Origin of the sequence: Pseudomonas donghuensis, assembly GCF_000259195.1 — a bacterium.
Classification (GTDB): domain Bacteria; phylum Pseudomonadota; class Gammaproteobacteria; order Pseudomonadales; family Pseudomonadaceae; genus Aquipseudomonas; species Aquipseudomonas donghuensis.
The window spans coordinates 183,219-207,061 of the sequence record NZ_JH650760.1 but is presented as its reverse complement, the minus strand read 5'-3'; the positions used below and the strand labels follow the sequence as shown (position 1 = coordinate 207,061).

The following is a 23,843-nucleotide window of genomic DNA, read 5'->3' as shown; positions in this document are numbered from 1 at the left end:
AAATGCTCGATAACATCGCCATACGACCCTGGCCTCAGGCAGAGGTTGCCTGCGACCGGCCATTTTCACGCAATGCCTGCGGCAGCGGCAGACGCACGGTAAAGGTCGCGCCCTCACCCTCGACGCTGTGCACGCCGATGCTGCCGCCATGGGCCAGGACGATCTGCTCGGAAATATACAGGCCAAGGCCCAGCCCCGCGCTGCTCTGGCTGGAGGCGACCCGTTCGAACTGCTGGAAGATCCGCTGCTGGTTGTGCTCACTGATGCCGATGCCATGGTCACGCACCTCCACACAGGCCATGCCGCCCTGCTCGAAGGTGCGCACCTGCACCGGTTTTTTCGCCCCGTAGCGCAGGGCGTTGGTCAGCAGGTTGGCGACCACCTGCTCGATCCGGAACTCATCCCACATCCCCGCCAGCGTGACACCCGCGTTGAATTCGAGCTGCGACTCGGCGGCCACGGCCTGGGCCTGGAAGTTTTCGATCAAGCCGCCGACCAATTGCCCCAGGTCGAACTGGCCAGGGCGTATGGAGAGCTTGCCGGTGCGGATCCGCGAGACGTCGAGCATGTCTTCAATCAAGCGGATCAGGCTGTTGATCTGCCGCTCGTCACGCTCGACCATGGCGCGCAGCTTGTCCAGGGTGAAGGCATCGGCGTTGCCCTTGGCCAAGTGCAACTTACGCAGCTGGGTTTCCAGGATCAGGCCGTTCAACGGCGTGCGCACTTCATGGGAGACGATCGACATGAAGTCATCGCGCATGCGCACAGCATGTTCGAGCTCGCGGCGGGTGACCTGCAACTGCGCCAGCAGCTGTTCCTGCTCCTCGCGGCTGCGCTGCAGGGCTTCCAGTTGCTGACCAAGGGCCTTGCGCTGGCGGAACAGGTCGACGAACACCGTCACCTTGCTTTTGACCGCCAGGCTGTCCAGGGGCTTGTGCAGAAAATCCACCGCGCCACTTTCATACCCTTTGAAGGCGTAGTTCATCTCGCGCCCGGCGGCGCTGACAAAGACAATGGGAATGTTCTTGGTCTTCTCGGTGCCGCGCATCAGCTCGGCCAGTTCGAAGCCGTTCATTCCGGGCATTTGCACATCAAGGATCGCCAGGGCGAACTCGTGTTCGAGCAACAGCGCCAGGGCCTGGTCGGCAGACTGGGCCTGGTGCACCTCGCGGTCTTCGCCTTTGATCAATGCCTCCAGGGCCAGCAGGTTCTCTGGCAGGTCATCGACGATCAGCAGTTTTGCTTGTATGTGCCTTAGCATTCAGGGGCTTCCAGGCTGGCGAGCAATTGCCCGATGCCATTCAAGGGGAGTATGTAGTCGGGCTGGTGCAACGCCAGCGCCGCACGCGGCATGGTCGACGCTTGCGCCTGCGAGGGGTCCTGCACGACAGTGCGCCCGCCCTGTTGCTTGATCCGTGCCAGGCCGTGGGCACCGTCTTCATTGGCGCCGGTCAGGAGCACCCCGAGCAGGCCCGGGCCGTAGGCGTCGGCCGCCGACTCGAACAACACGTCGATCGACGGCCGGGAAAAATGCACGCGTTCTTCCTGGCTCAACGACAGGCTGTGGTCGCGTTCCACTGACAGGTGATACCCCGGCCCGGCGACGTAGAGGGTGCCGGGAGCGATGTCCTCCTTGTCACGGGCTTCATGCACCGGGCGTTTGAGCCTTCGGCCAAGAACCTCGGCCAGGTGGCTATGGCGGTCGTCCGGCAGGTGCAGCACACATAGCATCGGAATGCGAAACGCTGGCGGCAAGGCGTGCAACACCGTGAGCAAGGCAGTGACGCCCCCTGCCGAGGCGCCAAGGGCAATCGCCTGGACCCCGTTCATGATTTGCGGTAGATCCGTTCGGGCTTGACCAGCGCCTCGAACTTGTCGGAATAGGCCGAGAAGTCCAGTGTTTCCTTGCTGCCCAGCACCAGGAAGCCGCGATGACACAGCGACTCGTGGAACAGGCCGAAGGCGCGGTCCTGGAGGGTCTTGTTGAAGTAGATCAGCACGTTGCGGCAGGAGATCAACTGGGTTTCGGAGAACACGCTGTCGGTCGCCAGGCTATGGTCGGCGAAGGTCACGTTGTCGCGCAGGCTGCTGTCGACGATGGCGTTGCCATAGGCCGCGGTGTAGTAGTCGCTGAGCTCGCCCCGCCCGCCTGCCTTGCGGTAGTTTTCGGCATACAGGCGCATGTTCTGCATGCTGTAGATGCCCTGCTTGGCTTTCTCCAGGGAGCTGGGGTTGATGTCGGTGGCATAGATGATGGTGCGTTCCAGCAAGCCCTCCTCACGCAGCAGGATGGCCATCGAATAGACCTCCTCGCCGGTACTGCAGCCGGCGATCCAGATCTTGATCGACGGCCAGGTACGCAGCAGCGGCACCACTTCCTGGCGTACCGCGAGCAAGTGCTCGGGGTCGCGGAACATCTCGCTGACCGGGATGGTCAGGAACTGCAGCAACTGCATGAACATGCTCGGATCGTGCAGCACCCGCTCCTGCAGGGCCGAGACGGTCTTGCAGTCGAACTGACGCAAGGCGTACTGGATCCGGCGCTTGATCGAGGCGCCGGAGTAATCGCGAAAGTCGTAGCTGTACTTGAGGTAGATCGCCTCGATCAACAGCCGGATTTCAATATCGGTGTTGCGTTCAATACTCAAATTCGCTCCAGTTGCGGCAGCCAGACACGGATCAGCGAGAACAGGCGGTCCAGGTCGATGGGCTTGGCCAGGTAGTCGTTGGCCCCGGCTTGCAGGCAACGCTCCTGGTCATCCTTCATCGCCTTGGCGGTGACGGCGATGATCGGCAGCTTGCGCCAGCGCGGATCCTTGCGGATCAGGCGGGTGGCTTCATAGCCGTCCATCTCCGGCATCATCACATCCATCAGCACCAGGTCGATGTCCTCGTGCAGTTCCAGGCGCTCGATGGCTTCGCGGCCATTGCGCCCGATCTCGACAATCGCCCCCTTGTGCTCCAGGGCGCTGGTCAGGGCAAAGATGTTACGTACGTCGTCATCCACCAGCAGCAGCTTGCGCCCTTCGAAGACCTTGTCGCGGCTGCGCGCGGTCTTGAGCATGCGCTGTCGCTCATGGGACAACGTGGATTCGACTTTGTGCAGAAACAGCGTCACTTCATCGAGCAGGCGCTCAGGCGAGCGCGCGCCCTTGATGATGATCGAGCGCGAGTACTTGAGCAGGTCGGCCTCTTCTTCGCGGGTCAGGTTGCGCCCGGTGTAGACGATCACCGGCGGGAACGCGCGGATGTCGTCGTCGGACATGCGCTTGAGCAATTCGTTGCCGAGCATGTCCGGCAGCTTGAGGTCGATGATCATGCAGTCGTAGATATTCTCGCGCAGCAGGTCCAGGGCTTGCTGGGCCATGCCCACGGCGGTGATCTCGATGTCTTCGTCGCCGATCAGGCGGGCGATGCTTTCGCGCTGCAGGTCGTCATCCTCGACCAGCAGGATGTGCTTGAGCTTCTGGGTCAGCTTGGCTTCAAGGCGGGCGAACACTTGCTTGAGTTCTTCACGGGTGGCCGGTTTTACCGCGTAGCCAATGGCGCCCATGTGCAGCGCTGCCTCGACCCGGTCCTCGACCGAGATCACATGCACCGGAATGTGCCGGGTACTGGCCTGCTCCTTGAGCCGCTGCAGCACGGTCAGCCCGGAATGATCCGGCAGGCGCATGTCCAGCAACACCGCGTCGGGGATGAAGCTTGCCGCCAGCTCAAAGCCCTCGTCGGCAGCCTGGGCGACCAGGCAGCTGTAGCCCAGCTCATGGGCCAGGTCGTAGAGGATGCGGGCAAAATTCGGCTCGTCCTCGATCACCAGGATGCAGCGGTTGCTGAACGGCGCCTGGTCGCGGTCGTCGGCAAAACCCGGCGCCTGGCATGGCGCTGGCTCAACTTCAGGCGCGGGGGCGGCGACCATCACGGCTGGCTGATGCACGATCACCGCCGGGCCTTGATCAACAATCGGCTCGTAACGCTCCGGCAGGGTCAAGCTGAACACGCTGCCCTTGCCCAGACTGCTGTCGACGCTGATCTGGCCGCCAAGCAGCTGCGCCAGGTCCCGTGAAATGGACAAGCCGAGGCCGGTGCCGCCATAGCGGCGGTTGGTGGTGCCGTCGGCCTGGTGGAACGCTTCGAAAATGCTCTGCTGCTGATCGGCGGCAATCCCGATGCCGCTGTCGCGCACCGAGAAAACGATACCCGCGCCGGCCTGCCAGCCAACGCTCAGGCTCACCTCGCCGCGCTCGGTGAACTTCACGGCGTTGGACAGCAAGTTCTTGAGGATCTGCTCCAGGCGCTGGCGGTCGGTGTACAGGGTCGGCGGCACCTGCGGCTCGACCGAGACGGTGAAGCCCAGCTGCTTCTCATTGGCCAGCGGCTCGAACAGCGTGCGCAAGCCTTCGGTCAGTCGCGCCACGTGGGTGGTTTCCGGACGCACTTCAAGCTTGCCGGCCTCGACCTTGGCGATATCGAGGATGTCATTGATCAGGTTGAGCAGGTCATTGCCCGCCGAATAGATCGACTCGGCAAACTTGACCTGCTCGTCGGTCAGATTCTCTTCGGCGTTCTCGGCCAGCAACTTGGCCAGGATCAGTGAACTGTTGAGCGGCGTACGCAGCTCGTGGGACATGTTGGCGAGGAACTCGGACTTGTACTTGCTTGAGCGCTGCAGCTCTTCGGCGCGCTCCTGCAGCTCGACCTGGGCCTCGTTCAGCTCGCCGTTCTTGCGATCCAGGACATCCCGCTGTTCGGCCAGCGCTTCGGTGCGCTCGGCCAGTTGCTCGTTGGTCTGTTCAAGCTCGGCCTGTTGGATTTCCAGGTGGGCCTGGGACTCTTTGAGTACCCGCGACTGTTCTTCAAGCTCCTCGTTGGCCGTTTTCAGCTCTTCCTGCTGGACCTGCAACTCTTCGTTGAGCTGCTGGGTTTCAGCCAGCACCTCTTGCAGGCGCTGGCGGTAGCGCGCGCTTTCGATCGAGGTGCCCAGGTTGCCGGCAACCAGCTCGAGGAACTCCAGCTCGCGCTCATCCAGGCTGCGCAAAAAGCCCAGTTCGACCACGCCATTGACTTGCCCGTCGTTGCGGGTCGGGATCACCAGCACGCTACGCGGCAAACCCTCGCCCAGGCCACTGCTGACCTTGAAATAGTCAGCCGGCAGATCGTCCAGGCGCAGCAGGCGCTCCTGAATCACTGCCTGGGCCAGAATACCTTCCTGGCTGCCGACGACCTGATCCTGCGCAGCCTGTTCGGCTGACAGCCCGTAGCTGGCCATCCGGCGCAACCCACCGTGCTCGTCGCGGACATACAGGGCACCCACGGCGCTGCCCAGGTAACCGGCAAAGAAGCGCAGGATATTGTTGCCGAGCATCGGCAGGGTCAACTGTCCCAGTACCTGGCCGGCCAGCTCGGTCTGCCCGGTACGCAACCAGGCCTGGCGCTCCAGGCGCTGGTTGGCACGTTGCTGCGACTCAAGGCTGCTGGCATAGCGGCTGGACAGCGCCAACAGGTCGCGGCGGCCCAGGTAGGCCAGCAGGGCGCTGAGCAGGATGACAAACACCAGGTACACGGAGATCGACACCAGGGTGGTGGTATTGACCTTGTCGTTGCGTGCCACCCGCAACTGTTGCTCCATGGCAATGAACGCGTCGAATTCCTTGCGGATCTGATCAGTCAGGCGCTTGCCCCGCCCCGAACCGATAGCCTGGCGATAATTGCCGTTGTCACGGCGCAGGCTGATCATCGTGTTGGCGAAGGCGTTCCATTCTTCCTGCAGGCCCAGCACACGTTCCAGGCGATCGACCTGTTGCGGGTTGTCAGCCACCAGTTGCTCCAGGCCTTTGATCCCGACCATCACCTGCGGCTTGGCCACTGCATAGGGGTCCAGGAAGCGCTCTTCGCCGGTGAGCAGGAAGCCGCGCATGCCGGTTTCCATGTCGATCGAGAGCTTGATCGTCTCGTTGGCATTGTTGATCACCCGGTCGGTATGCTCGACCCGTTGGATGGCCGACAACAGGTAACTGATGATGGTCACGAACACCACGGCACTGAGCAGTCCAACCCCCAGGGGCAGGCCGATGTTGCGGGCCAACAGTTTACGGAAGCTACGCTGATCGATTGAGGCTGGTTGAATCATCTCAAGACGCCCGAGCAAAGGAAGCAAACGAAAGAGTGTGGTGGATTTTCGAATAATCGTTCTGTTTTCCGCTGGAGAGGCCACTCTGCCAGCCTTTCCTACTCCGAGTCTAAACGCCTTTGGCCATTCTGGTAGGGCATTTAGCCAGCATTTGAGCGGTACCTTGCGCAAACGTTCCCTGCTTTCTGATAGACCGCTATGCTGCTCATTCGGGAAGCTTTATCCAGCGTAGAGGGAACCTCAAGGCGTGCCCGGCTTACAGATAATGCACAGACTTTTTGTACAGGAAACCCACCATGGCGCAGACACCCCAGCCCCTGCTCGTCGTCGAAGATGACGCTATCGTGCGCATGCTGACGGTCGAGGTGCTGGTAGAGCTTGGCTATCAGGTGCTCGAAGCTGCCGATGCTCAAGCGGCACTGAAGACATTGAAAGATCTGCAACAACCGTTGGCGTTGCTGATGACCGATGTCGGCCTGCCGGACATGGACGGCAAGGCCTTGGCCGTCGAGGCCCGGAAGTTGCGCCCGGCATTGCCGGTGCTGTTTGCCAGTGGCTATGGCGACAACCTGGAGGTGCCGGCTGGCATGCACCAGATCGCCAAGCCGTTCAGCATTGATCAGTTGCGTGACACAGTGCAGGGCATTCTCCCGGCAGTTCAAGGATAAGTGGAGGTGGAATCTGCTTTAATACGCGCTTTTGCCAAGGTCCCCGATCGCCATGCTTACCCGCGCCCTCAACGTCCTGGTCATTGGCTACGTCTGGCCCGAGCCACGCTCATCAGCTGCCGGCTCGCACATGATGCAGATCCTTGAAAGCTTCGTGCAGCGCGGCTGGCGCATTACCTTCAGCAGCCCCGCAGCCATCGGCGAGCACAAGGCCGACCTGGCCAGCCTGGGCATTGCCGAACAGGCCATCGCCCTCAACGACAGCAGCTTCGACCGCTTTGTCAGCGAACTGGCCCCGGACGTGGTGCTGTTCGACCGTTTCATGATGGAAGAGCAGTTCGGCTGGCGCGTCGAAAAGCACTGCCCCAACGCCCTGCGCGTGCTGGAAACCTCCGACCTGCAAAGCCTGCGCGATGCCCGTCAGCAATTGCTGCGCAGGCGCCTGGTCGAGGGCCTGGACCCGAATGACTTTCGCGCGCTATTCAACACGTCCGGCCCCGACCTCTATCGGCAGATGGCCAGCGCCGACCTGACCTTGCGCGAACTCGCCGCCATCTACCGCAGCGATCTGAGCCTGATGATCTCCGATGTCGAGATCGACCTGCTGCTCAATGGCTTCGGCGTGCCCGAGCACCTGCTGCACTGGTGCCCGTTGATGCTCGATGCGCCCAGCGAGCCGTTCAAACCATTCGCCGAGCGTGCGCATTTCCTCAGCATCGGCAACTTTCGCCATGCACCGAACTGGGATGCCGTGCTGTGGATGAAGAACAGCCTGTGGCCGATGATCCGTCGGCGCCTGCCGCAAGCGCAGTTGCATATCTACGGCGCCTACACTCCGCCCAAGGCCACCGCCCTGCATAAACCGGGCGAAGGCTTTCACATCATGAACTGGGCCGAAGACGCCCTGCAAGTGATGAGCAACGCGCGCATCTGCCTGGCACCGCTGCGCTTTGGCGCCGGGATCAAGGGCAAGCTTACCGATGCCATGCAATGCGGCACGCCCAGCGTCACCACCCCCATCGGCGCCGAAGCCATGCATGGCGCCCTGCCCTGGCCTGGGGCGATCGCCGACACCGCCGAAGGCCTGGCCGAAGCCGCAGCAACGCTGTACAGCGATGAAACGCGCTGGAACCAGGCTCAGCAGGACGCGCGCCGCTTGCTCAGCGCACGCTACGACCGACGCCAGCACGCCAGCGCCCTGGTCGAACGGATCGAATACGCCCTGGCCGACCTCGACCAGCACCGGCTGTTCAACTTCACCGGCGCCATGCTCCGTCACCACCAGCACAAGAGCACCCAGTACATGGCCCAGTGGATCGAGGCCAAGAACCGCCTGGCTACAGCGGCCGACGCAGCAGATAAGTGTCCATGATCCAGCCCTTGCGCGCCCGCGCCTGTTCTCGGGCGGCGAGGATCTGCGCCTTGACCGCAAGCAACGGCCCGGCAATCAGGATCTGGTCGGCGGTGCCCAGGTAAGCGCCCCAGTAGATGTGCAACTGCGGGTCATCCAGCGCCGCAAAGGCACACTGGCCATCGAGCATGACCACCAGGTTATCGATGCGTGGCTGTTCAGCCAGGCGCCGCCCGGGCAGCACGGTCAGGGGTTCACCAATACGGTTCAAGGGAATGCGGTGAGCGGCGGCCAGGGCCTGGACGCTGCTGATGCCGGGGATCACTTCAAGGCTCAGCGGCAAGCCTGCGGCCTGTACCAACTCAAGAATGCGCAGGGTGCTGTCATACAGCGTCGGCTCGCCCCAGAGCAGGAAAGCGCCGCATTCGCCGTCAGCCAGTTCGTTGTCGATCAGGTTGGCATACAGCGCTGCACGCTGCTGGTGCCACGCCTGCACCGCGCCGACATAGTCGCTGGCCGCGCCATCGCGCAGCGGGTCGTCGACCTGCACCAGGCGGTACCCGGGCCGATCGACAAAACGCTCAAGGATGTTTTTGCGCAGTTGCAGCAACTCATCCTTGACCGCGCCCTTGTCGAGCACGAAGAACACCTGGGCACGGTTGAGCCCGTCGATGGCTTCAAGGGTGATCTGGCGCGGATTGCCCGGCCCGATCCCAATCAACAGCAGTTGTTTCATCGCATGTCGTTTCCATGGCCCGGCCAGCCCCTATAGTCGGCTGGCCGGCGCGCAATGGCAACGTACTGTTGGTTAGAAGATCGAGAAGTTGTAGCTGACGATCACCCGGGTTTCGTCCATGTCACGGGCATACTTCTCGTAGTTGCTGCGGTAGGTCGAGTTACGCAGGCGTACGCTGACATCCTTGAAGGTGCCGCTCTGGATCTGGTACTTGAGCTCGCTGTCGCGTTCCCACTCCTTGCCCTCGGCCAGGCTGCCCGGGACCTTGATATGGTCGCCGTTGATGTAGCGGGTAAAGAAGCTCAGGCCCGGTACACCCATGGCCTTGAAGTCGTAATCGTAGCGCAGCTGCCAGGAACGCTCCTGGGCCGCAGCGAAGTCGTTGACCTGGGCATAGTTGACCAGGTACGGGTTGCTGCCATCCAGGTATGGCATGGCATTCTCGCCGTACATGCGCTGCCAGCCGGCGCTGATCTTGTGCCCGCCCAGGCTATAACCGAGCATGCCGCTGAAGGCGCGGTGATCGATATCGCCGGCACGCGCGCGGCCGATGTCATCGCTCTTGATCAAGCGCAGGTCTGCCGACAGGCTGCCGACACTCAGCGGCTGGCTGGCGACCAGGCCAAAGAAGTGCTGACGGTAGATGTTTTCAAGTTTGGCCACCTGATACTGCGCACTCAGGCGATCGTTGAACTTGTAGTCGACGCCGGCCATGTCGAAATGATCGGCCGTGGTATCGCAGGCGTAGCGTTTGTTCTTGCAGTGAACACGAATGTCCTGGCGGTCGGTAGAGTCCCGGGCGGTGTACTTGTCCAGGCGCGCCACGGTGAACTTCAGGTCCTTGAACTCTTCCGAGGTCAGCATCGCGCCCTGGAACATGGTCGGCAGCAAACGGCCGTCGTTGTACTTGAGCAACGGCATGTCCGGCAACATCGAACCGACCTTGAGCACGGTCTGCGAGTAACGCATCTTGCCGGCCACACCCATCTTCGCGTACTGGTCTACCGAGCGACGCGGATCGTGCCCGCTGGACGGCAACAGACCACTGTTACTGTCGGCCGGGCTGGAGTCGAGTTTAAACCCGAGCATACCCAATGCATCAACACCAAATCCTACAGTGCCTTCGGTATAGCCGGACTGTACATTCAGAATAAAGCCCTGGGCCCACTCTTCACGTTTCGATCCGCCCTGATTGGAACTGGTATGACCATCACGGAAGTCACGGTTGAAGTAGACGTTGCGTGCTTCGACTTTGGCGCTGCTGTCTTCTAGAAAACCAGCGGCCTGAGTCGAGACAGCAGCAAACATCGCGAGCAGGCCAACAAGGCTGCGCCCGGGCGCGAGAGGGTATGGGGCAAACATGAGAAGCGAAATCCGAAAGAAAGGCAAAAAACAGCCGGCGCAGATCCCGGCGCCGACAATGCTCCCAGCGCCGACGACAGTCGACGTTGACCGTTCATCATCTCGCAACCGCTCTGGAACGGGCCATTGGACCATGGTCTAAGGCACCAACCCCAGCACCCACTAGTTCTTTACGCGGGGAGGAGGCGTAATTAAGAAAGTTCCATAACCAGCAATATAAAAGTTTAATGTTTACCCGCTGCGCACCGACTACTACACTCTTAATTAGTGCGATGTTGTGCCCAACCCGGTGGCGGCTGCGTTATACAGAATGTTGCTGATCTTCACGCATGCCGGGCCACTGCAGACTTAAAGGAGTGATGACAGTGTCCAGACTTGCAGAGTTCCGCGCAGCCGAAAAGGCCCTTCAGGAACAAATGGCGCAATTGGAGGCGCTGAAAAAGGACGCCGGCCTCAAGCGTGAAATCGAGTTCGAGAAAAAACTTGTCGACCTGATGAAACACTACGACAAGGGCCTGCGCGATATTATTGCGATCCTCGACCCCAAAGCCGCCCATAAAGGCGCGGTCAGCGCGCCCAAACAGCGTCGCGCACGGGTGGTAAAGGTCTATGAAAACCCGCACACCGGCGAGCTGATCGAGACCAAAGGCGGCAACCACCGCGGGCTGAAAGCCTGGAAGGAACAGTACGGTGCCAAGACAGTCGACAGCTGGTTGCGCAAGTAGAAAACACCTTCACACATTTTTCACATCGACTGGATCAGGATGAAGGCTGCTAACGGACTAGCGCCCCATACGCCCGCTTCGGCGGGCTTCTAATTCTTGCGCCCCGCCCCACAAAGGCGGGGCGCAAATCGTTTGCGCAATCGCTTCAGTTCCGTATCATGACGCCCTGACTGTTTTGCTGGCAGCGCTGTTGCCAGCCTCAAATGCGGAGAGCCCATGAGCCTGAACCATCTCGACACCCTCCCCGGTGTCACCGCGCAACCGGATGCCGCGACCCACAACTTCGTTTTCAACCACACCATGCTGCGAGTCAAGGACGTTGCCAAGTCCCTGGACTTCTACACCCGCGTCCTGGGCTTCAGCCTGGTGGAGAAGCGCGACTTCCCGCAAGCCGAGTTCAGCCTGTACTTCCTCGCCCTGGTCGACAAGGCGCAGATTCCGGCGGATGCTGCCAAGCGCACCGAGTGGATGAAGTCGATCCCTGGCATCCTCGAGCTGACCCACAACCACGGTACCGAGAACGATGCCGACTTTGCCTACCACAACGGCAACACCGACCCGCGCGGTTTCGGCCATATCTGCATCTCGGTGCCGGATATCCGTGCAGCGTGCGAGCGTTTCGAGCAACTGGGCGTCGCCTTCCAGAAGCGCCTGAGCGACGGCCGCATGAAGCACCTGGCATTTATCAAGGACCCGGATGATTACTGGGTCGAGATCATTCAGCCGACCGAGTTCTGATCAAGGCCTTTCGATACTAGCTCCCACAGGTCTTGTATCCATCCAGAGAACAGCACCGACCCTGTAGGAGCGGGCCTTGCCCCGCGATCGAGCGCGCAGCGGTCGCAATCCAGGCAACACTTGATGTGCTGGCTGTATTGGCCTCATCGCGGGTCTAGCCCGCTCCTGCATTGGATCTGTACCAGCTGACCCCGCCCCCGGGTCGCCAGGCAGTAATACAACGGGCACGTCACCAGCAGCCCGATCAGCCACGACAAGTCCGCACCCTCCACCAAATTGGCATACGGCCCGACATACAACGACGTATTGGCAAACGGCAGTTGCACCACAATCCCGCAGGCATACGCGATGATCGCATGGGCATTGAAGCGCCCGTAGACTCCACCATCGGCACGAAAGATCGAGGCAATGTCATAGTTGCCGCGCTTGATCAGGTAGAAGTCGATGAGGTTGATCGACGCCCAGGGCACCAGTACCAGCAGTAGTGCCAGGATCAGGCCGATGAACTGGCCGATGAAGTCCGCCGAGGCGCTCAACGCTACCAGGCAGCAACCCAGCAAAATCACACTGGCCAGCACCACTCGCAGTTTGATGCTCGGCGTCCAGCGGCTGGCAAAGGTCTGGATCGAGGTCACGATCGACAGCACCGCGCCATACAGGTTAAGGGCGTTGTGGCTGATGATGTTGAGCAGGAACAACACCATCAGGATCGGCCCCAACCAACCGGTGGCCTGCTCCACCGCCGCCATCGCCTCGGTCCCCTCTGGCACGGCCAGCACAGCAACGACACCAAAGCCGAACGACAGGATGGTGCCCAGGGTCGCGCCAAAATAGGTAGCCCAGAACGGCCGTGCGATGCCCACTTCACGCGGCAGGTAACGTGAATAGTCGGACACGTAAGGGGAAAAGCTGATCTGCCAGATCACCCCCAGCGACAGGGTTGCGACCCAGCCCGACAGGTTGAAACCGCCACGGCTGAAGAAGTCGGCCGGCAGCTCCTGGGCGAAGATCATCAAAAAGCCCGCCAGCAATGCCGAGCCCATCACCCAGGTACCGATGCGGTTGAGGGTATGTATGAAGCGATAGCCGATCACACCGATGGCCGTGGCACTCAGGGCGCCGATGACGATTGCCGCCGGCATCGGCACGCTCGGGGCAATGCCGTGGATCGACTTGCCAGCCAGGACGATGTTGGAAATAAAGAAACCGACATAGATGATGGCGGCAAAGAACACAATCAGCAGCGCGCCATAGCGGCCGAACTGCCCGCGGCTCTGAACCATTTGCGGGATGCCCATCTGCGGCCCCTGGGCCGACGCCAGGGCGATGACGATGCCCCCGAGCAGATGGCCCAGCACGATCGCCAGCATTCCCCAGAAAAAGTCGAGTTGCGAAGACGGCTGGGACATGGGCAATAAGCTCGAAAGGTTCTGTTTTTATCTTTGTAGGAAACCGCTTGCGGAGTGTTCGAAACGGCCTCTCAGCTGCGAACCATATTATGGTATTCCATCTTTTCCACAAGACTAATCCGGCTATTTTGCCTGCAACTGATCTGATCTTGACCTCGCCATTTTCCTTTGAAAAACGCTGCAAGCCCCGTGTTTACTGGCCTTTAGCGTAATCCTGGGCCACTCGTCGCGACTTAAAATTCCACTTGCAAATCAGGTATTACGGTATACCATCAGACACATCAAACAAAAACGCGGACCACCGCTGCTTCCGAGGACCACGCCATGATCGACGCAACCGTCTACAAGAACGTCCTGGGCTCCTTCCCGTCCGGCGTCACGGTGATAACCACCCTGGACGACGACGGCCAGGTCGTCGGCCTGACCGCCAGCGCCTTCAGCTCGCTGTCCATGGAGCCGCCGCTGGTGCTGTTCTGCCCCAACTACAGCTCCGACTCCTACCCGGTGCTGATCCGCAACAAGCGCTTCGCCATCCACTTGCTGTCCGGTGCCCAACAGGCCGAAGCCTATGCCTTTGCGCGCAAAGGCAAAGACAAGGCCCAGGGCATCGACTGGACCCTGAGCGCACTGGGCAATCCATTGCTGGCCAACGCCACGGCAATCATCGAATGCGAGCTGTGGCGCGAATATGAAGGCGGCGACCACGCGATCATGGTCGGCGCGGTGAAAAACCTCATCGCCTCCGAGCAAGCCCCCAGCCCGCTGGTGTACTGCCGCGGCAAGATGGCCGAACTGCCAGCCTTCGCCTGAGCCGCACTATTCTTACGACAGGCGCAGGGCGCAGGTCGAGAGTCATGCCGCCTGATCCGACAGGCGACCTACAACAAGATCCGAGGAATGCGTTATGAAATTTTCGTTGTTCGTACACATGGAACGTTGGGATGAACAGGTCAGCCACCGCCAGCTGTTCGAAGACCTCACCGAACTGACCCTGATGGCCGAAGACGGCGGTTTCAGCACCGTATGGATCGGCGAACACCACGCCATGGAATACACCATCTCGCCCAGCCCCATGCCGCTGCTGGCCTACCTGGCGGCGCGCACCAGCACCATTCACCTGGGTGCCGGGACCATCATTGCGCCGTTCTGGCACCCGTTGCGGGTGGCCGGTGAATGCGCCCTGCTTGATGTGATCAGCAACGGGCGCATGGAAGTGGGCCTGGCCCGCGGCGCCTACCAGTTCGAATTCGACCGCATGGCCGCTGGCATGCCGGCGTCCGAAGGCGGCCAGGCCCTGCGGGAGATGGTGCCGGTGGTGCGCGCCTTGTGGCAAGGCGACTACGCCCACGATGGCGAGATCTGGAAATTCCCCACCTCGACCTGCGTGCCCAAGCCGATCCAGCAGCCCATGCCTGCGATGTGGATCGCCGCGCGCGATCCGGACTCGCACAACTTCGCAGTCAAGCACGGCTGCAACGTCATGGTCACGCCATTGATGAAAGGCGATGAAGAAGTCCTGGACCTTACGAACAAGTTCGAGGCAGCCCTGGCCAACAACCCCGAGGTACCGCGCCCGCAATTGATGGTGCTACGCCACACCCACGTGCATGCCGCGGATGACGCCGACGGCTGGAAAGTCGGCGCCCAGGCCATCTCGCGTTTCTACCGGACCTTCGATGCCTGGTTCGGCAACAAGCAGGTACCCAACAACGGCTTCCTGGCACCAAGCCCGGAAGAGAAATTCAAGGAACGTCCGGAGTTCGAACTGGACAACATCCGCAAGAACACCATGATCGGCACCCCGGCAGAAATCATCGCGCGCATCCGCTACTACCAGGAGCTGGGGGTCGACGAGTTCAGCTTCTGGTGCGACAACAGCCTGCCCCATGCCGAAAAGAAAAAGTCCCTGGAACTGTTCATCAACGAAGTGGTGCCGGCGTTCCGCTGACGGTCACGTTCGTCGGCCCGGATCCAGCCGCACGGCTGCTGTGGTATACCCAAAAAAGCGCCCTGACTGGTGCGCTTTCGATACCACAGCAGCGAGGTAAGGACGATGAAGACCCTTCAATGCGTGCATCGCAACCACACCATCACCGCCAGCGTCGAAACCCACCCGGGCATCCCCACGCCCTACAACGCCGGATGCCTGATTACCGATCCCGAGGGCCACACCAGCCGGCGCTTGTCGCTGCCGGTGAAGATGGCCTACCTGGCCGACCTTGATAACGCCCAGCACGCATCACTGGCGCACGGCAAATGGCTGGTCGACCAGCAACTGGATAAGCGTCAACAGCTGTTTTGACTGAACAACAGTGCACCTATGTGGCCCCCTGATCCTGAGCGGGGCCCTGCTGCTCCGGCAACGCCAGCCCGTAATCACCTTGCTCGTTCCAGTCCTCACCGAACACTTCCGCCGGGTGCATGGTGCGGTCGGCACCGTTACCGCAGGCCAGGGCGTTGGCTGCGCAGTAGCGATCGCACCCCCAGCAGATGCGCTCGGGGTGCTTGGGGCTGATGGGAAAGGGCTTGGCCATGAAATGCCTCAGGCAGGCAATGGGCGAGCCTCCACGCTACTGCGCGGGTCAGGCATTGCCCTTGATGCAGATCAAGGACGCTGACCGATATCCCGTAAAATTGATAATAATCATTATTGTTCGCACAGAAGCTTCCTAGACTCGGGCTCCCATTGCTCAGCCCTGGACGTCATCATGCGTAGCGCCCTTTCGCTCCCTCTTGCCTTGCTCCTGATCGCCCCGCTTGCCCACGCCAAGGAATACCCCATTGGCGAGCCGCAATTGTGCCCAGGCCTTGAGGTCGGTGCGGTGTACCTGCAGCCGATCGAAATGGCCCCGGCCGGGATGATGCGCGCCACCGCCGATTCCGACATCCACCTGGAAGCCGATGTACGGGCCACCGAAAACAATCGCCAGGGCTTTCAGGAAGGCAGTTTCGTGCCCTACCTGAACGTCGCCTTCAGCCTGCAAAAGCAAGGCAGCGACACGCCCATCCGCGGCGATTTCCACGCCATGGTCGCCAACGACGGGCCGCACTATGGCGACAACGTCAAGCTCCAGGGCCCGGGCAAGTACCGGCTGACCTTCACCCTGCTGCCACCGGCTGGCCATGGTGCATTGGGCCGCCATACCGACAAGGAAACCGGGGTCGAGCCGTGGTTCGAACGCTGTGAACTGCACTACGAGTTCGTCTATGCCGGGATCGGCAAGAAAGGCGGTTACTGAATGAAAGCCCTGGCCCTGTTGCTCGCCTGTGCGGCCTTGCCGCTGAGCGCCGCGCCGTTGCCGAGCTTCGAGCTGATCCTGCGCGACGGCCACTTCACCCCCGCCCTGCTCGAAGTGCCAGCCGGGCAGCGTTTCAAGATCGTCCTGAAGAACCTCGGCGAAGGCCCGGCGGAATTCGAAAGCACGCCGCTGCGGGTCGAGAAAGTACTGTCGTCCGGGGTGACCAGCTTTGTCGTCATCCACCCGCTGCGCCCCGGCCACTATCCGTTTTTCGACGAGTTCAATCCGCAGTTGCCCGAAGGCGGCATCCTGGCCAAATAACCCGCGTGCAGGAGGCTTCATGAATCAAGCACTGTTCATCGTCTGGCGCGAAAGCGTCGAGGCCTTGCTGGTGATCGGCATTCTCCAGGCCTGGGCCGGCCAGCAACAAGGCGCCCGGCGCCTGTTCAATTTTCTCTGGGTGGGCGTGGCCCTGGGCGTGCTGCTCTCGGGCCTGCTGGCGGTGCTGATCCTGTACGCCGGCGAGACCATGAGCGGCGCCGCCAACGAATGGTTCCAGGCCGGCCTGGCGCTGGTCGCGAGCCTGCTGATGGTGCAGATGGTCGGCTGGATGCATCGCCATGGGCGTACGCTCAAGGGCCAGTTGCAGCGCCAGGCCGACCGGCAACTGACGCGTCAGGGCGGCCTCGGCCTGTTGCTGCTGGCAATGCTTGCGGTCAGCCGCGAAGGCAGCGAAACCGTGGTCTTCCTGTATGGCGCTGGCGCCCGTCTGCAGGGGCCACAACTGGGCCTGTTTGCTATTGGCGGCATTGCCGGGCTGGTGCTCTCGGGCCTGACCATCGCCCTGTTGCAGGGCAGTCGCCGATGGATGTCCTGGCAACGCTTCTTTGCCCTCAGCGAGGGCGTTCTGCTGTTGCTCGCCGCTGCCTTGCTGGTCAGTGCCAGCGAACGCATCAGCGGCCAGTTACTGGCCATGGACCTGCCGGAAATGGCCTATACCCTGGTCGGTGATGCGCTCTGGGACAGCAGCCTGTGGCTCAGCGACAGCCATGGTGTCGGCGGTTTTCTCGCAGGTGTAGCCGGCTACCGGGCCAGCCCCAGCGCCCTCACCCTGCTGGTGCTCTGCGGCTACTGGCTGAGTGTCGGCTGCTGGCTGCTGCAACGCAGAACAGGCGCCCAAGCATGTCCGGCCTGAGCCTGGGCAACCGCTGGCTGCAGCGCCTGGGCGATGGCATGCGGCGCAACGCCGGGGTGATTCGTACGCTGCAATGGACGGTAGTGCTGTTCTATGCCCTGCTGCTGGTGCTGCCGGCGCTGCTGCCCTTGCCGGATAGCCAGGCGCGGATGCTGGACAACCTGACGCTGTTCGCCCAGTTCCTGTTCTGGGGTATCTGGTGGCCATTCGTGCTGCTGTCGATCGTGCTGTTCGGCAGGCTTTGGTGCGGCGTGCTCTGCCCGGAAGGCGCGCTCAGCGAATGGGCCAGCCAGTATGGCAAGGGCATGGGCGTACCGCGCTGGGTGCGCTGGGGCGGCTGGCCCACCCTGGCGTTCTGCCTGACCACCCTCTACGGCCAATTGATCAGCGTCTATGACTACGCCCAGGCGGCGCTGCTGATTCTCGGTGGCTCGACCCTGGCGGCGGTGCTGGCCGGTGTGCTGTTCGTGCGCGGCAAGCGCATCTGGTGCCGCTACCTGTGCCCGGTCAGCGGCGTCTTCGCCCTGTTGGCGCGGCTGGCGCCGGTGCACTTTCAGGTCGATGAACAGCGCTGGCAAGCCAACGCCGGGCCACGCCTGCCACCGCCCAACTGCGCCCCGCTGCTGGACATCCGGCGGATGCGCGGCGCCCGTGATTGCCATGCCTGTGGCCGCTGCAGCGGGCAACGCGGCGCGGTGCAGCTGATCGCCCGTTCCAGCAACCAGGAGATACTTGAAGCGGCCACCCACACCCCCTCGCCCTGGGACACCCGCTTGCTGCTGTTCGGGGTGATCGGCCTGGCCATGGGCGCCTTCCAATGGACAGTCAGCCCCTGGTTCATCACCCTCAAGCAATGGCTGGCCAACTGGCTGGTGGAGCATGAGCTGCTCTGGCCGCTACAGGACAACGCGCCCTGGTGGCTGCTGACCCATTACCCGCAACTCAACGACAGTTTCAGCTGGCTCGACGGTTTCTGCATCGTCGTGTACCTGTGTGGCAGTGCCCTGCTGCTCGGCGGCGGGCTGCTGATCCTACTGCGCCTGGCCGCGCGGCTGGCGGGCAATCCTGCCCTGTATTGGCCCCTGAGCCTGTGCCTGACGCCCCTGGGTGGTGCGGGGCTGTTCCTTGGCTTGTCGGCCACCACGGTGAAGTTGCTGCGCTTTGAGGGCTTGCTGCTGGACTGGGTACAGCCGGCCAGGGCCACGTTGTTGATCGCGGCCTTGGGCTGGAGCCTGCTGTTGGCGAGCAAGCTGCTGGCCGCGCAACGCATCCGTGGCTGGCGCCGTTGCGGCGCCAGCGCTTGCCTGCTGTTGGCCATCGCCGCCGTGGGCCATGGCTGGTGGTTGCAGTTCTGGGGCTGGAGCTAGACCTTGAAGCGCGCCACGGTCTGGCTCAGGCTGCCGGCCATCTGCGCCAGGTCATGGCCGGCGGTGTCGGTGTGTTGCGCACCGAGCAGCACCTGTTCGGACAGGTTGCGAATGCCCACCAGGTTGCGGTCCACCTCGCGGGCCACCAGGGCCTGCTCTTCGGTGGCGCTGGCGATCATCATGTTGCGCTCGTTGATCTGCGAGATCGACTGGGTGATCGCCTCCAGCGCTTCACCGGCACGCTGCGCCACCTCCAGGGTGCTGTGTACCAACTCGCTGCTGCTGAGCATGGCGGTCACCGCCTGGCCGGTGTCCTGACGAATATTGCCGATCATCTGCTCGATCTCCTGGGTCGAGACCTGGGTGCGATGGGCCAGGGCCCGCACCTCGTCGGCGACCACGGCAAAACCGCGCCCGGCATCGCCGGCGCGGGCCGCTTCGATGGCGGCGTTGAGCGCCAGCAGGTTGGTCTGCTCGGCGATGCTGCGGATCACATCCAGCACCGTGCTGATGTCCTGCACGCGCCCGGCCAGTTGCTGGATGCGCCCGGAGGTATCGTTGACGCCGTCGGCCAGCGTAGTGATCGAGGCGACCGTCTCGCGCACCTGCTCACGGCCACGCTGGGCGGTTTGCTCGGATACTTTCGAGGCCTCGCTGGTGCTCACCGCGTTGCGCGCCACCTCGTCCACTGCGGCGGTCATCTCGTTGACCGCCGCAGCCGCCTGTTCGATTTCCAGGCCCTGCAACTGCAGGCTGCTGCTGGTCTGGCTGCTGACCGCGCTGAGCTCTTCGGAGGAGCTGGCCACCCGCTCCACCGAGGCGGCGATATGCTTGACCATGCTGTTCAGGCTCTGCTGCATGTGGTGCATGTTGAGCATCACGCTGCCGTCGGCGCTGGCGTGGGTCGGCACCTCGATGGTCAGGTCGCCCTGGGCGATCTGGCTGAGCACCCGCGCGGCGGTATCCGGCTCGCCGCCCAGTGGCCGGGTAACGCTGCGGGTCACCAGCAACGCGGCGGCGATCACCGCCAGCAGGCACAGCACGAACAGCCCGAGCATGTTCAGCCGGGCATCGTTGTACAGGGACTGGGCGGCCTGTTCGCGCTCGACGAAGATCTGCCCCTGCAGGGCCATCAGGCTTTCCAGGTTCTTGTAGACCTCATGCTCGGCGGGCACCACCTGCTGCTTGAGCTGGGCCATTGCCGCCTGCGCGTCGCCCTGGCGAATCAGCGTCTGCACCTGGGTGAACGCCGCGACATAGGCTTCGCGGCTGGCTTTCAAGGCGGCATAGGCGGCCTTGCCTTCGGGCAGGTAGAACAACGGCTCGAGCGTCGCCAGGGCCTGGGTGATGCGCTGCTTGGTGGTGTCGATGGCCTGCTGTACTTGCAGGTTGTCCTTGTCCAGCAACAGGTCGCGGGTGTTGCGCGCGTTGTCGCGCACACCGGTGGCGATGACCATGATCGGCTCGATCTTCGGCCAATCCTGTTTGACGATCACTACCGCCTGCTCCTTGAGCGTGGCCAGGTCGTGCAGTGCATAGAAGGCCAGGCCCAGGAGCGCCAGGGGCGCGATGGCAAAGCCGATGAGGATACGTTGTGCTGTGGTCAATCTGGTCATTTCAAAGCCTTACTAGTCGCGTACTTCGAACGCGGGAAACAGCGCGTGGAGGGTGCCCCACAGCTCAGGCAGCAAGCTTTGTGCCGAAGCACTGGGCAATTGCGCATCGAGCATGCGTGCCGTGCGCACCAACTGCACGACGAAGCGTTTGACCCCGAGCGCGTTCAAGCGCCGGGCCAGGGTGATGAGTCGGGGGGGATCGATCAGGTGCCAGTGCACCGTGGTGCGGCATTCGTAGTCGACGCCGCTGGCCAGCAGGTAGTCGAGGCTGCGCCAGTTGGCCTGGCCACTGCCGCGCACGCCGGTGACCGTCTGGCCGTCCTCGGCCAGCGCCTTGACGTCAAAGCCCACCCAGTCGGCGCCGGGCAGCACCCGGGCAAAGGCCGCGGGCTTGATCCCGGCACTGTGCAGGCCGATGGCAAAACCCATGGCCCGCACTTGGGCCATGGCCTCGGCCAGGCTGTCTTGCAGGGTCGGTTCGCCGCCGCTGAACACCACGGCGTCGAGCAGGCCCTGACGCCGCTGCAAAAATGTCAGCACCTGCGCCCAGGGCAGTTCATCGCTGCCCCGGGGCGGGATCAGTTGCGGGTTGTGGCAGTAACGACAGCGCCAGGCGCAGCCCTGGCAGAACAGCACACAGGCCAGCCTGCCGGGGTAATCGAGGGTGGTCAGGGGCACCATGCCCCCGACCCGTAGCGCTCGATTCATGGATGCCCGGCCGTTGCCGCACCCTCATTGAAGTGCAGCCGCTCGTGGTGCTCGGACTGTTTGCCGGGGTTGAACGCCGACACCGGGCGGTGATAGCCCATGACCCGGGTCCAGACTTCGCACCGTTGGCGTTGCGCCACGGCCGGGGTTTGCTGTGCAGTCATGATGAAGCTCCTTGCGGTTGAGGGTAAGGGGTCAGTGCACGCTGCCCTGCTGCTGGGCCAGCAGCAGCGCTTCGTCGCACTTGGGGCAGAACTCGTGTTCGCCATCCAGGTAGCCGTGTACCGGGCAAATCGAGAAGGTCGGGGTGATCGTCAGGTACGGCAGGCGAAAACGCTCCAGGGCCCTGCGCACCAGTTGCTTGCAGGCCTGGGCCGAGGAGATCCGCTCGGCCATGTACAGGTGCAGGACGGTGCCGCCGGTGTATTTGCATTGCAGCTCGTCCTGCAGTTCCAGGGCCTCGAACGGGTCGTCGGTGTAGCCCACCGGCAGCTGCGAGGAGTTGGTGTAGTACGGCGCCTGGCTGCAGCCGGCCTGGAGGATGTCGGGGAAGCGCTTGAGGTCTTCCTTGGCAAAGCGGTAGGTGGTGCCCTCGGCCGGGGTGGCCTCAAGGTTGTACAGGTGGCCGGTTTCTTCCTGGAAACGCACCAGGGTGGCGCGCACGTGGTCCAGCAGGTTCAGGGCGAAGCGCCGGCCCTGGGCGGTGTGCAGGCCCATCTGGTCATCGCTGAAGTTGCGCAGCATCTCGTGCAGGCCGTTGACGCCGATGGTCGAGAAGTGATTGCGCAAGGTGCCCAGGTAACGCTTGGTGTACGGATAAAGCCCGGCATCCATATGGTGCTGGATGACCTTGCGCTTGACCTCAAGGCTCTCCATGGCCAGCTCCATCAGCGCGTCCAGGCGTTGCAGCAGGCCACTGATGTCGCCCTTGTACAGGTAGCCCAGGCGCGCGCAGTTGATCGTCACCACGCCGAGCGAGCCGGTCTGCTCGGCCGAACCGAACAGGCCGCCACCGCGCTTGAGCAACTCGCGCACATCCAGCTGCAGGCGACAACACATCGAGCGCACCTGGTTGGGCTGCATGTCCGAGTTGAGGAAGTTCTGGAAGTACGGCAGGCCATAGCGGGCGGTCATGGCGAACAGGCGCTCGGCGTTGTCGCTGTCCCAGGGGAAGTCATGGGTGATGTTGTAGGTCGGAATCGGAAAGGTGAATACCCGGCCCTTGGCGTCGCCAGCCTGCATCACTTCAATGTAGGCGCGGTTGAGCAGGTCCATTTCGGCCTGCAGCTGGCCATAGGCAAAGGGCATTTCCTCACCGCCGATCACCGGGATCTGCTCGCGCAGGTCCTGCGGGCAGACCCAGTCGAAGGTCAGGTTGGTAAAGGGGGTTTGCGTGCCCCAGCGCGACGGCACGTTGAGGTTGTAGATGAACTCCTGGATGGCCTGGCGCACCTCTTCAAAGCTCAATTGATCCTTGCGCACATAGGGCGCCAGGTAGGTGTCGAACGAGCTGAAGGCCTGGGCCCCGGCCCACTCGTTCTGCAGGGTGCCGAGAAAGTTGACCATCTGCCCCAAGGCGCTGCTCAAGTGCTTGGGCGGCCCGGCCTCGACCCGCCCCGGCACGCCATTGAGGCCCTCGTGCAGCAAGCTGCGCAGCGACCAGCCGGCGCAGTAGCCAGCGAGCATGTCGAGGTCGTGGATATGCAGGTCGGCCTCGCGGTGGGCGCGGCCGATGGCTTCACTGTAGACCTCGTCGAGCCAGTAGTTGGCAGTGACCTTGCCGGAGACATTGAGTACCAGCCCGCCGAGGGAGTAACCCTGGTTGGCGTTGGCCTGCACCCGCCAGTCTTCGCGGTTGAGGTACTCGTTCATCGAGGTGGCCACCTCGACCAGGGTCTTGCGATCGCGGCGCAGGCGCCCGTGCTGTTCGCGGTAGACGATATAGGCGCGTAGCGAAAGGAAATGGCCGGCGTCCATCAATACCCGCTCGACCCGGTCCTGGATCTGTTCGACGTGCAGTTTCGAATAGCCCTCCAGATGGGCGAGCACGGCATCGAGTAAACCGTCCGCCTCGGCTTCGGCGTATTCGCCGGTGGCCTTGCCGGCGGCGATCAACGCCTGGCGGATCTTGTCCGCGTCAAAGGCCACCAGGCTGCCATCGCGCTTGTGCAACCGGTTATGCCCTACCCTGATCAGCGTGCTGTGCATTTGCCCTCCAGACACTACATATAGGTGTTTATTTGCTTAGAGACACAATATGCAGTGAAGGCTACGGGTAAAGCGGGTGGAAGAAATTGATCGATATCAAGAATCGCGGGGCAAGCCCGCTCCTACAGGGTGGGAGCGGGCTTGCCCCGCGATGAGGCCCTGACGGCCACCCTCACCCGCCGCTCATGTTCATGAACCGCAAGATCTGCACCTCCCCCTGCGGGTTGAAATCATGGCGCAAGGGTTTGCGCCGCAACGCCTGTTGCAGCGCGCTGACAATCGGCTGGTCATCCAGCGGATAGCGGCGCAACAAGCCGCGTAAATCCAGCGAGTCCTCCTGCCCCAGGCACAGCAACAAGCGCCCTTCCACCGTCATCCGCACCCGGTTGCAGCT

Annotated in this window: 22 protein-coding genes and 2 pseudogenes; 11 read left to right on the top strand and 13 right to left on the bottom strand. The window is 62.5% G+C overall.

Going from position 1 to position 23,843, the window contains the following annotated elements; genetic code table 11:
* Nucleotides 1-34: 34 nt before the first annotated feature.
* The 4 genes from UW3_RS0108740 to UW3_RS0108725 are packed head-to-tail and all read right to left on the bottom strand — an operon-like array spanning nt 35 to nt 6,127.
* The gene (locus UW3_RS0108740; RefSeq protein ID WP_010221974.1) at nt 35-1,261 is read right to left on the bottom strand and encodes a hybrid sensor histidine kinase/response regulator; all 1,227 of its coding nucleotides are present in this window, start codon (nt 1,259-1,261) and stop codon (nt 35-37) included.
* Nucleotides 1,255-1,830, bottom strand: a complete 576-nt coding sequence (locus tag UW3_RS0108735) for a chemotaxis protein CheB (protein WP_010221973.1) — start codon at nt 1,828-1,830, stop codon at nt 1,255-1,257. The genes UW3_RS0108740 and UW3_RS0108735 overlap by 7 nt, the downstream gene beginning before the upstream one ends.
* Complete coding sequence (locus UW3_RS0108730) at nt 1,827-2,648, bottom strand: CheR family methyltransferase (RefSeq protein WP_010221972.1); 822 nt, start codon at nt 2,646-2,648, stop codon at nt 1,827-1,829. The genes UW3_RS0108735 and UW3_RS0108730 overlap by 4 nt, the downstream gene beginning before the upstream one ends.
* Nucleotides 2,645-6,127, bottom strand: a complete 3,483-nt coding sequence (locus UW3_RS0108725) for a response regulator (protein ID WP_010221971.1) — start codon at nt 6,125-6,127, stop codon at nt 2,645-2,647. Before UW3_RS0108725 ends, UW3_RS0108730 begins: the two co-directional genes overlap by 4 nt.
* Before the next feature lie 296 nt (nt 6,128-6,423).
* Here UW3_RS0108725 and UW3_RS0108720 point away from each other — a divergent pair, with 296 nt between their 5' ends.
* Nucleotides 6,424-6,795: a response regulator gene (locus tag UW3_RS0108720; RefSeq protein ID WP_010221970.1), complete on the top strand. Its 372-nt coding sequence runs from the start codon at nt 6,424-6,426 to the stop codon at nt 6,793-6,795.
* 52 nt (nt 6,796-6,847) lie between these two features.
* Nucleotides 6,848-8,167, top strand: a complete 1,320-nt coding sequence (locus UW3_RS0108715; protein ID WP_010221969.1) for a glycosyltransferase — start codon at nt 6,848-6,850, stop codon at nt 8,165-8,167.
* Here the strand turns inward: UW3_RS0108715 and cobF are convergent.
* Both cobF and UW3_RS0108705 read right to left on the bottom strand, forming a co-directional pair.
* Nucleotides 8,133-8,882, bottom strand: a complete 750-nt coding sequence (cobF, locus tag UW3_RS0108710) for a precorrin-6A synthase (deacetylating) (protein WP_010221968.1) — start codon at nt 8,880-8,882, stop codon at nt 8,133-8,135. The genes UW3_RS0108715 and cobF overlap by 35 nt on opposite strands.
* Nucleotides 8,883-8,954: 72 nt before the next feature.
* Entirely contained in the window at nt 8,955-10,244 is a 1,290-nt protein-coding gene (locus UW3_RS0108705; protein ID WP_010221967.1) for an OprD family porin, read from the bottom strand.
* A gap of 365 nt (nt 10,245-10,609) precedes the next feature.
* On the opposite strand from UW3_RS0108705, the gene UW3_RS0108700 reads away from it, so the two are divergent.
* Nucleotides 10,610-10,969 (top strand): histone-like nucleoid-structuring protein, MvaT/MvaU family, encoded by a 360-nt coding sequence (locus tag UW3_RS0108700; protein WP_010221966.1) that lies wholly within the window; start codon nt 10,610-10,612, stop codon nt 10,967-10,969.
* A 216-nt stretch (nt 10,970-11,185) separates the two neighbouring features.
* The gene (gloA, locus tag UW3_RS0108695; protein ID WP_010221965.1) at nt 11,186-11,707 is read left to right on the top strand and encodes a lactoylglutathione lyase; all 522 of its coding nucleotides are present in this window, start codon (nt 11,186-11,188) and stop codon (nt 11,705-11,707) included.
* 143 nt (nt 11,708-11,850) lie between these two features.
* Here the strand turns inward: gloA and UW3_RS26695 are convergent.
* Nucleotides 11,851-13,095 (bottom strand): annotated as a pseudogene (locus UW3_RS26695) (purine-cytosine permease family protein); the annotation flags it as partial.
* A 345-nt stretch (nt 13,096-13,440) separates the two neighbouring features.
* Between UW3_RS26695 and UW3_RS0108685 the strand changes: the two are divergent.
* From UW3_RS0108685 to UW3_RS0108675, 3 genes are all read left to right on the top strand, one after another.
* Complete coding sequence (locus UW3_RS0108685) at nt 13,441-13,926, top strand: flavin reductase family protein (RefSeq protein WP_010221963.1); 486 nt, start codon at nt 13,441-13,443, stop codon at nt 13,924-13,926.
* 94 nt (nt 13,927-14,020) lie between these two features.
* Nucleotides 14,021-15,064, top strand: a complete 1,044-nt coding sequence (locus tag UW3_RS0108680) for an LLM class flavin-dependent oxidoreductase (RefSeq protein WP_010221962.1) — start codon at nt 14,021-14,023, stop codon at nt 15,062-15,064.
* Nucleotides 15,065-15,169: 105 nt separating this feature from the next.
* Nucleotides 15,170-15,418, top strand: coding sequence for a hypothetical protein (locus UW3_RS0108675; RefSeq protein ID WP_010221961.1), 249 nt, complete (start codon nt 15,170-15,172; stop codon nt 15,416-15,418).
* Between the two features lie 16 nt (nt 15,419-15,434).
* Here UW3_RS0108675 and UW3_RS0108670 read toward each other — a convergent pair whose 3' ends face one another.
* A complete protein-coding gene (locus UW3_RS0108670) occupies nt 15,435-15,650 on the bottom strand; it encodes a DUF3079 domain-containing protein (RefSeq protein WP_010221960.1) in 216 nt (71 codons plus the stop codon).
* 174 nt (nt 15,651-15,824) lie between these two features.
* On the opposite strand from UW3_RS0108670, the gene UW3_RS0108665 reads away from it, so the two are divergent.
* The 4 genes from UW3_RS0108665 to UW3_RS0108650 are packed head-to-tail and all read left to right on the top strand — an operon-like array spanning nt 15,825 to nt 18,917.
* Nucleotides 15,825-16,355, top strand: a complete 531-nt coding sequence (locus UW3_RS0108665; protein ID WP_010221959.1) for an iron transporter — start codon at nt 15,825-15,827, stop codon at nt 16,353-16,355.
* Nucleotides 16,356-16,676 carry a cupredoxin domain-containing protein gene (locus UW3_RS0108660; protein ID WP_010221958.1) on the top strand — a complete coding sequence of 107 codons (321 nt, stop codon included), beginning with the start codon at nt 16,356-16,358 and terminating at the stop codon, nt 16,674-16,676.
* A 19-nt stretch (nt 16,677-16,695) separates the two neighbouring features.
* Nucleotides 16,696-17,550, top strand: a complete 855-nt coding sequence (locus UW3_RS0108655; RefSeq protein ID WP_010221957.1) for an FTR1 family iron permease — start codon at nt 16,696-16,698, stop codon at nt 17,548-17,550.
* Nucleotides 17,538-18,917 carry a 4Fe-4S binding protein gene (locus UW3_RS0108650; protein ID WP_010221956.1) on the top strand — a complete coding sequence of 460 codons (1,380 nt, stop codon included), beginning with the start codon at nt 17,538-17,540 and terminating at the stop codon, nt 18,915-18,917. Before UW3_RS0108655 ends, UW3_RS0108650 begins: the two co-directional genes overlap by 13 nt.
* Here UW3_RS0108650 and UW3_RS0108645 read toward each other — a convergent pair.
* The 5 genes and pseudogenes from UW3_RS0108645 to UW3_RS29385 form a co-directional block, all read right to left on the bottom strand.
* Nucleotides 18,914-20,533 (bottom strand): methyl-accepting chemotaxis protein, encoded by a 1,620-nt coding sequence (locus UW3_RS0108645; RefSeq protein ID WP_010221955.1) that lies wholly within the window; start codon nt 20,531-20,533, stop codon nt 18,914-18,916. The two genes, UW3_RS0108650 and UW3_RS0108645, sit on opposite strands and share 4 nt — an antisense overlap.
* Before the next feature lie 12 nt (nt 20,534-20,545).
* A complete protein-coding gene (locus tag UW3_RS0108640; RefSeq protein ID WP_010221954.1) occupies nt 20,546-21,241 on the bottom strand; it encodes an anaerobic ribonucleoside-triphosphate reductase activating protein in 696 nt (231 codons plus the stop codon).
* Nucleotides 21,238-21,405, bottom strand: coding sequence for an anaerobic ribonucleoside-triphosphate reductase (gene nrdD / locus UW3_RS30070; protein ID WP_010221953.1), 168 nt, complete (start codon nt 21,403-21,405; stop codon nt 21,238-21,240). Before nrdD ends, UW3_RS0108640 begins: the two co-directional genes overlap by 4 nt.
* Before the next feature lie 31 nt (nt 21,406-21,436).
* Complete coding sequence (locus UW3_RS0108630) at nt 21,437-23,449, bottom strand: ribonucleoside triphosphate reductase (RefSeq protein ID WP_010221952.1); 2,013 nt, start codon at nt 23,447-23,449, stop codon at nt 21,437-21,439.
* 172 nt (nt 23,450-23,621) lie between these two features.
* A pseudogene (locus tag UW3_RS29385) lies at nt 23,622-23,843 on the bottom strand (GTP 3',8-cyclase MoaA); the annotation flags it as partial.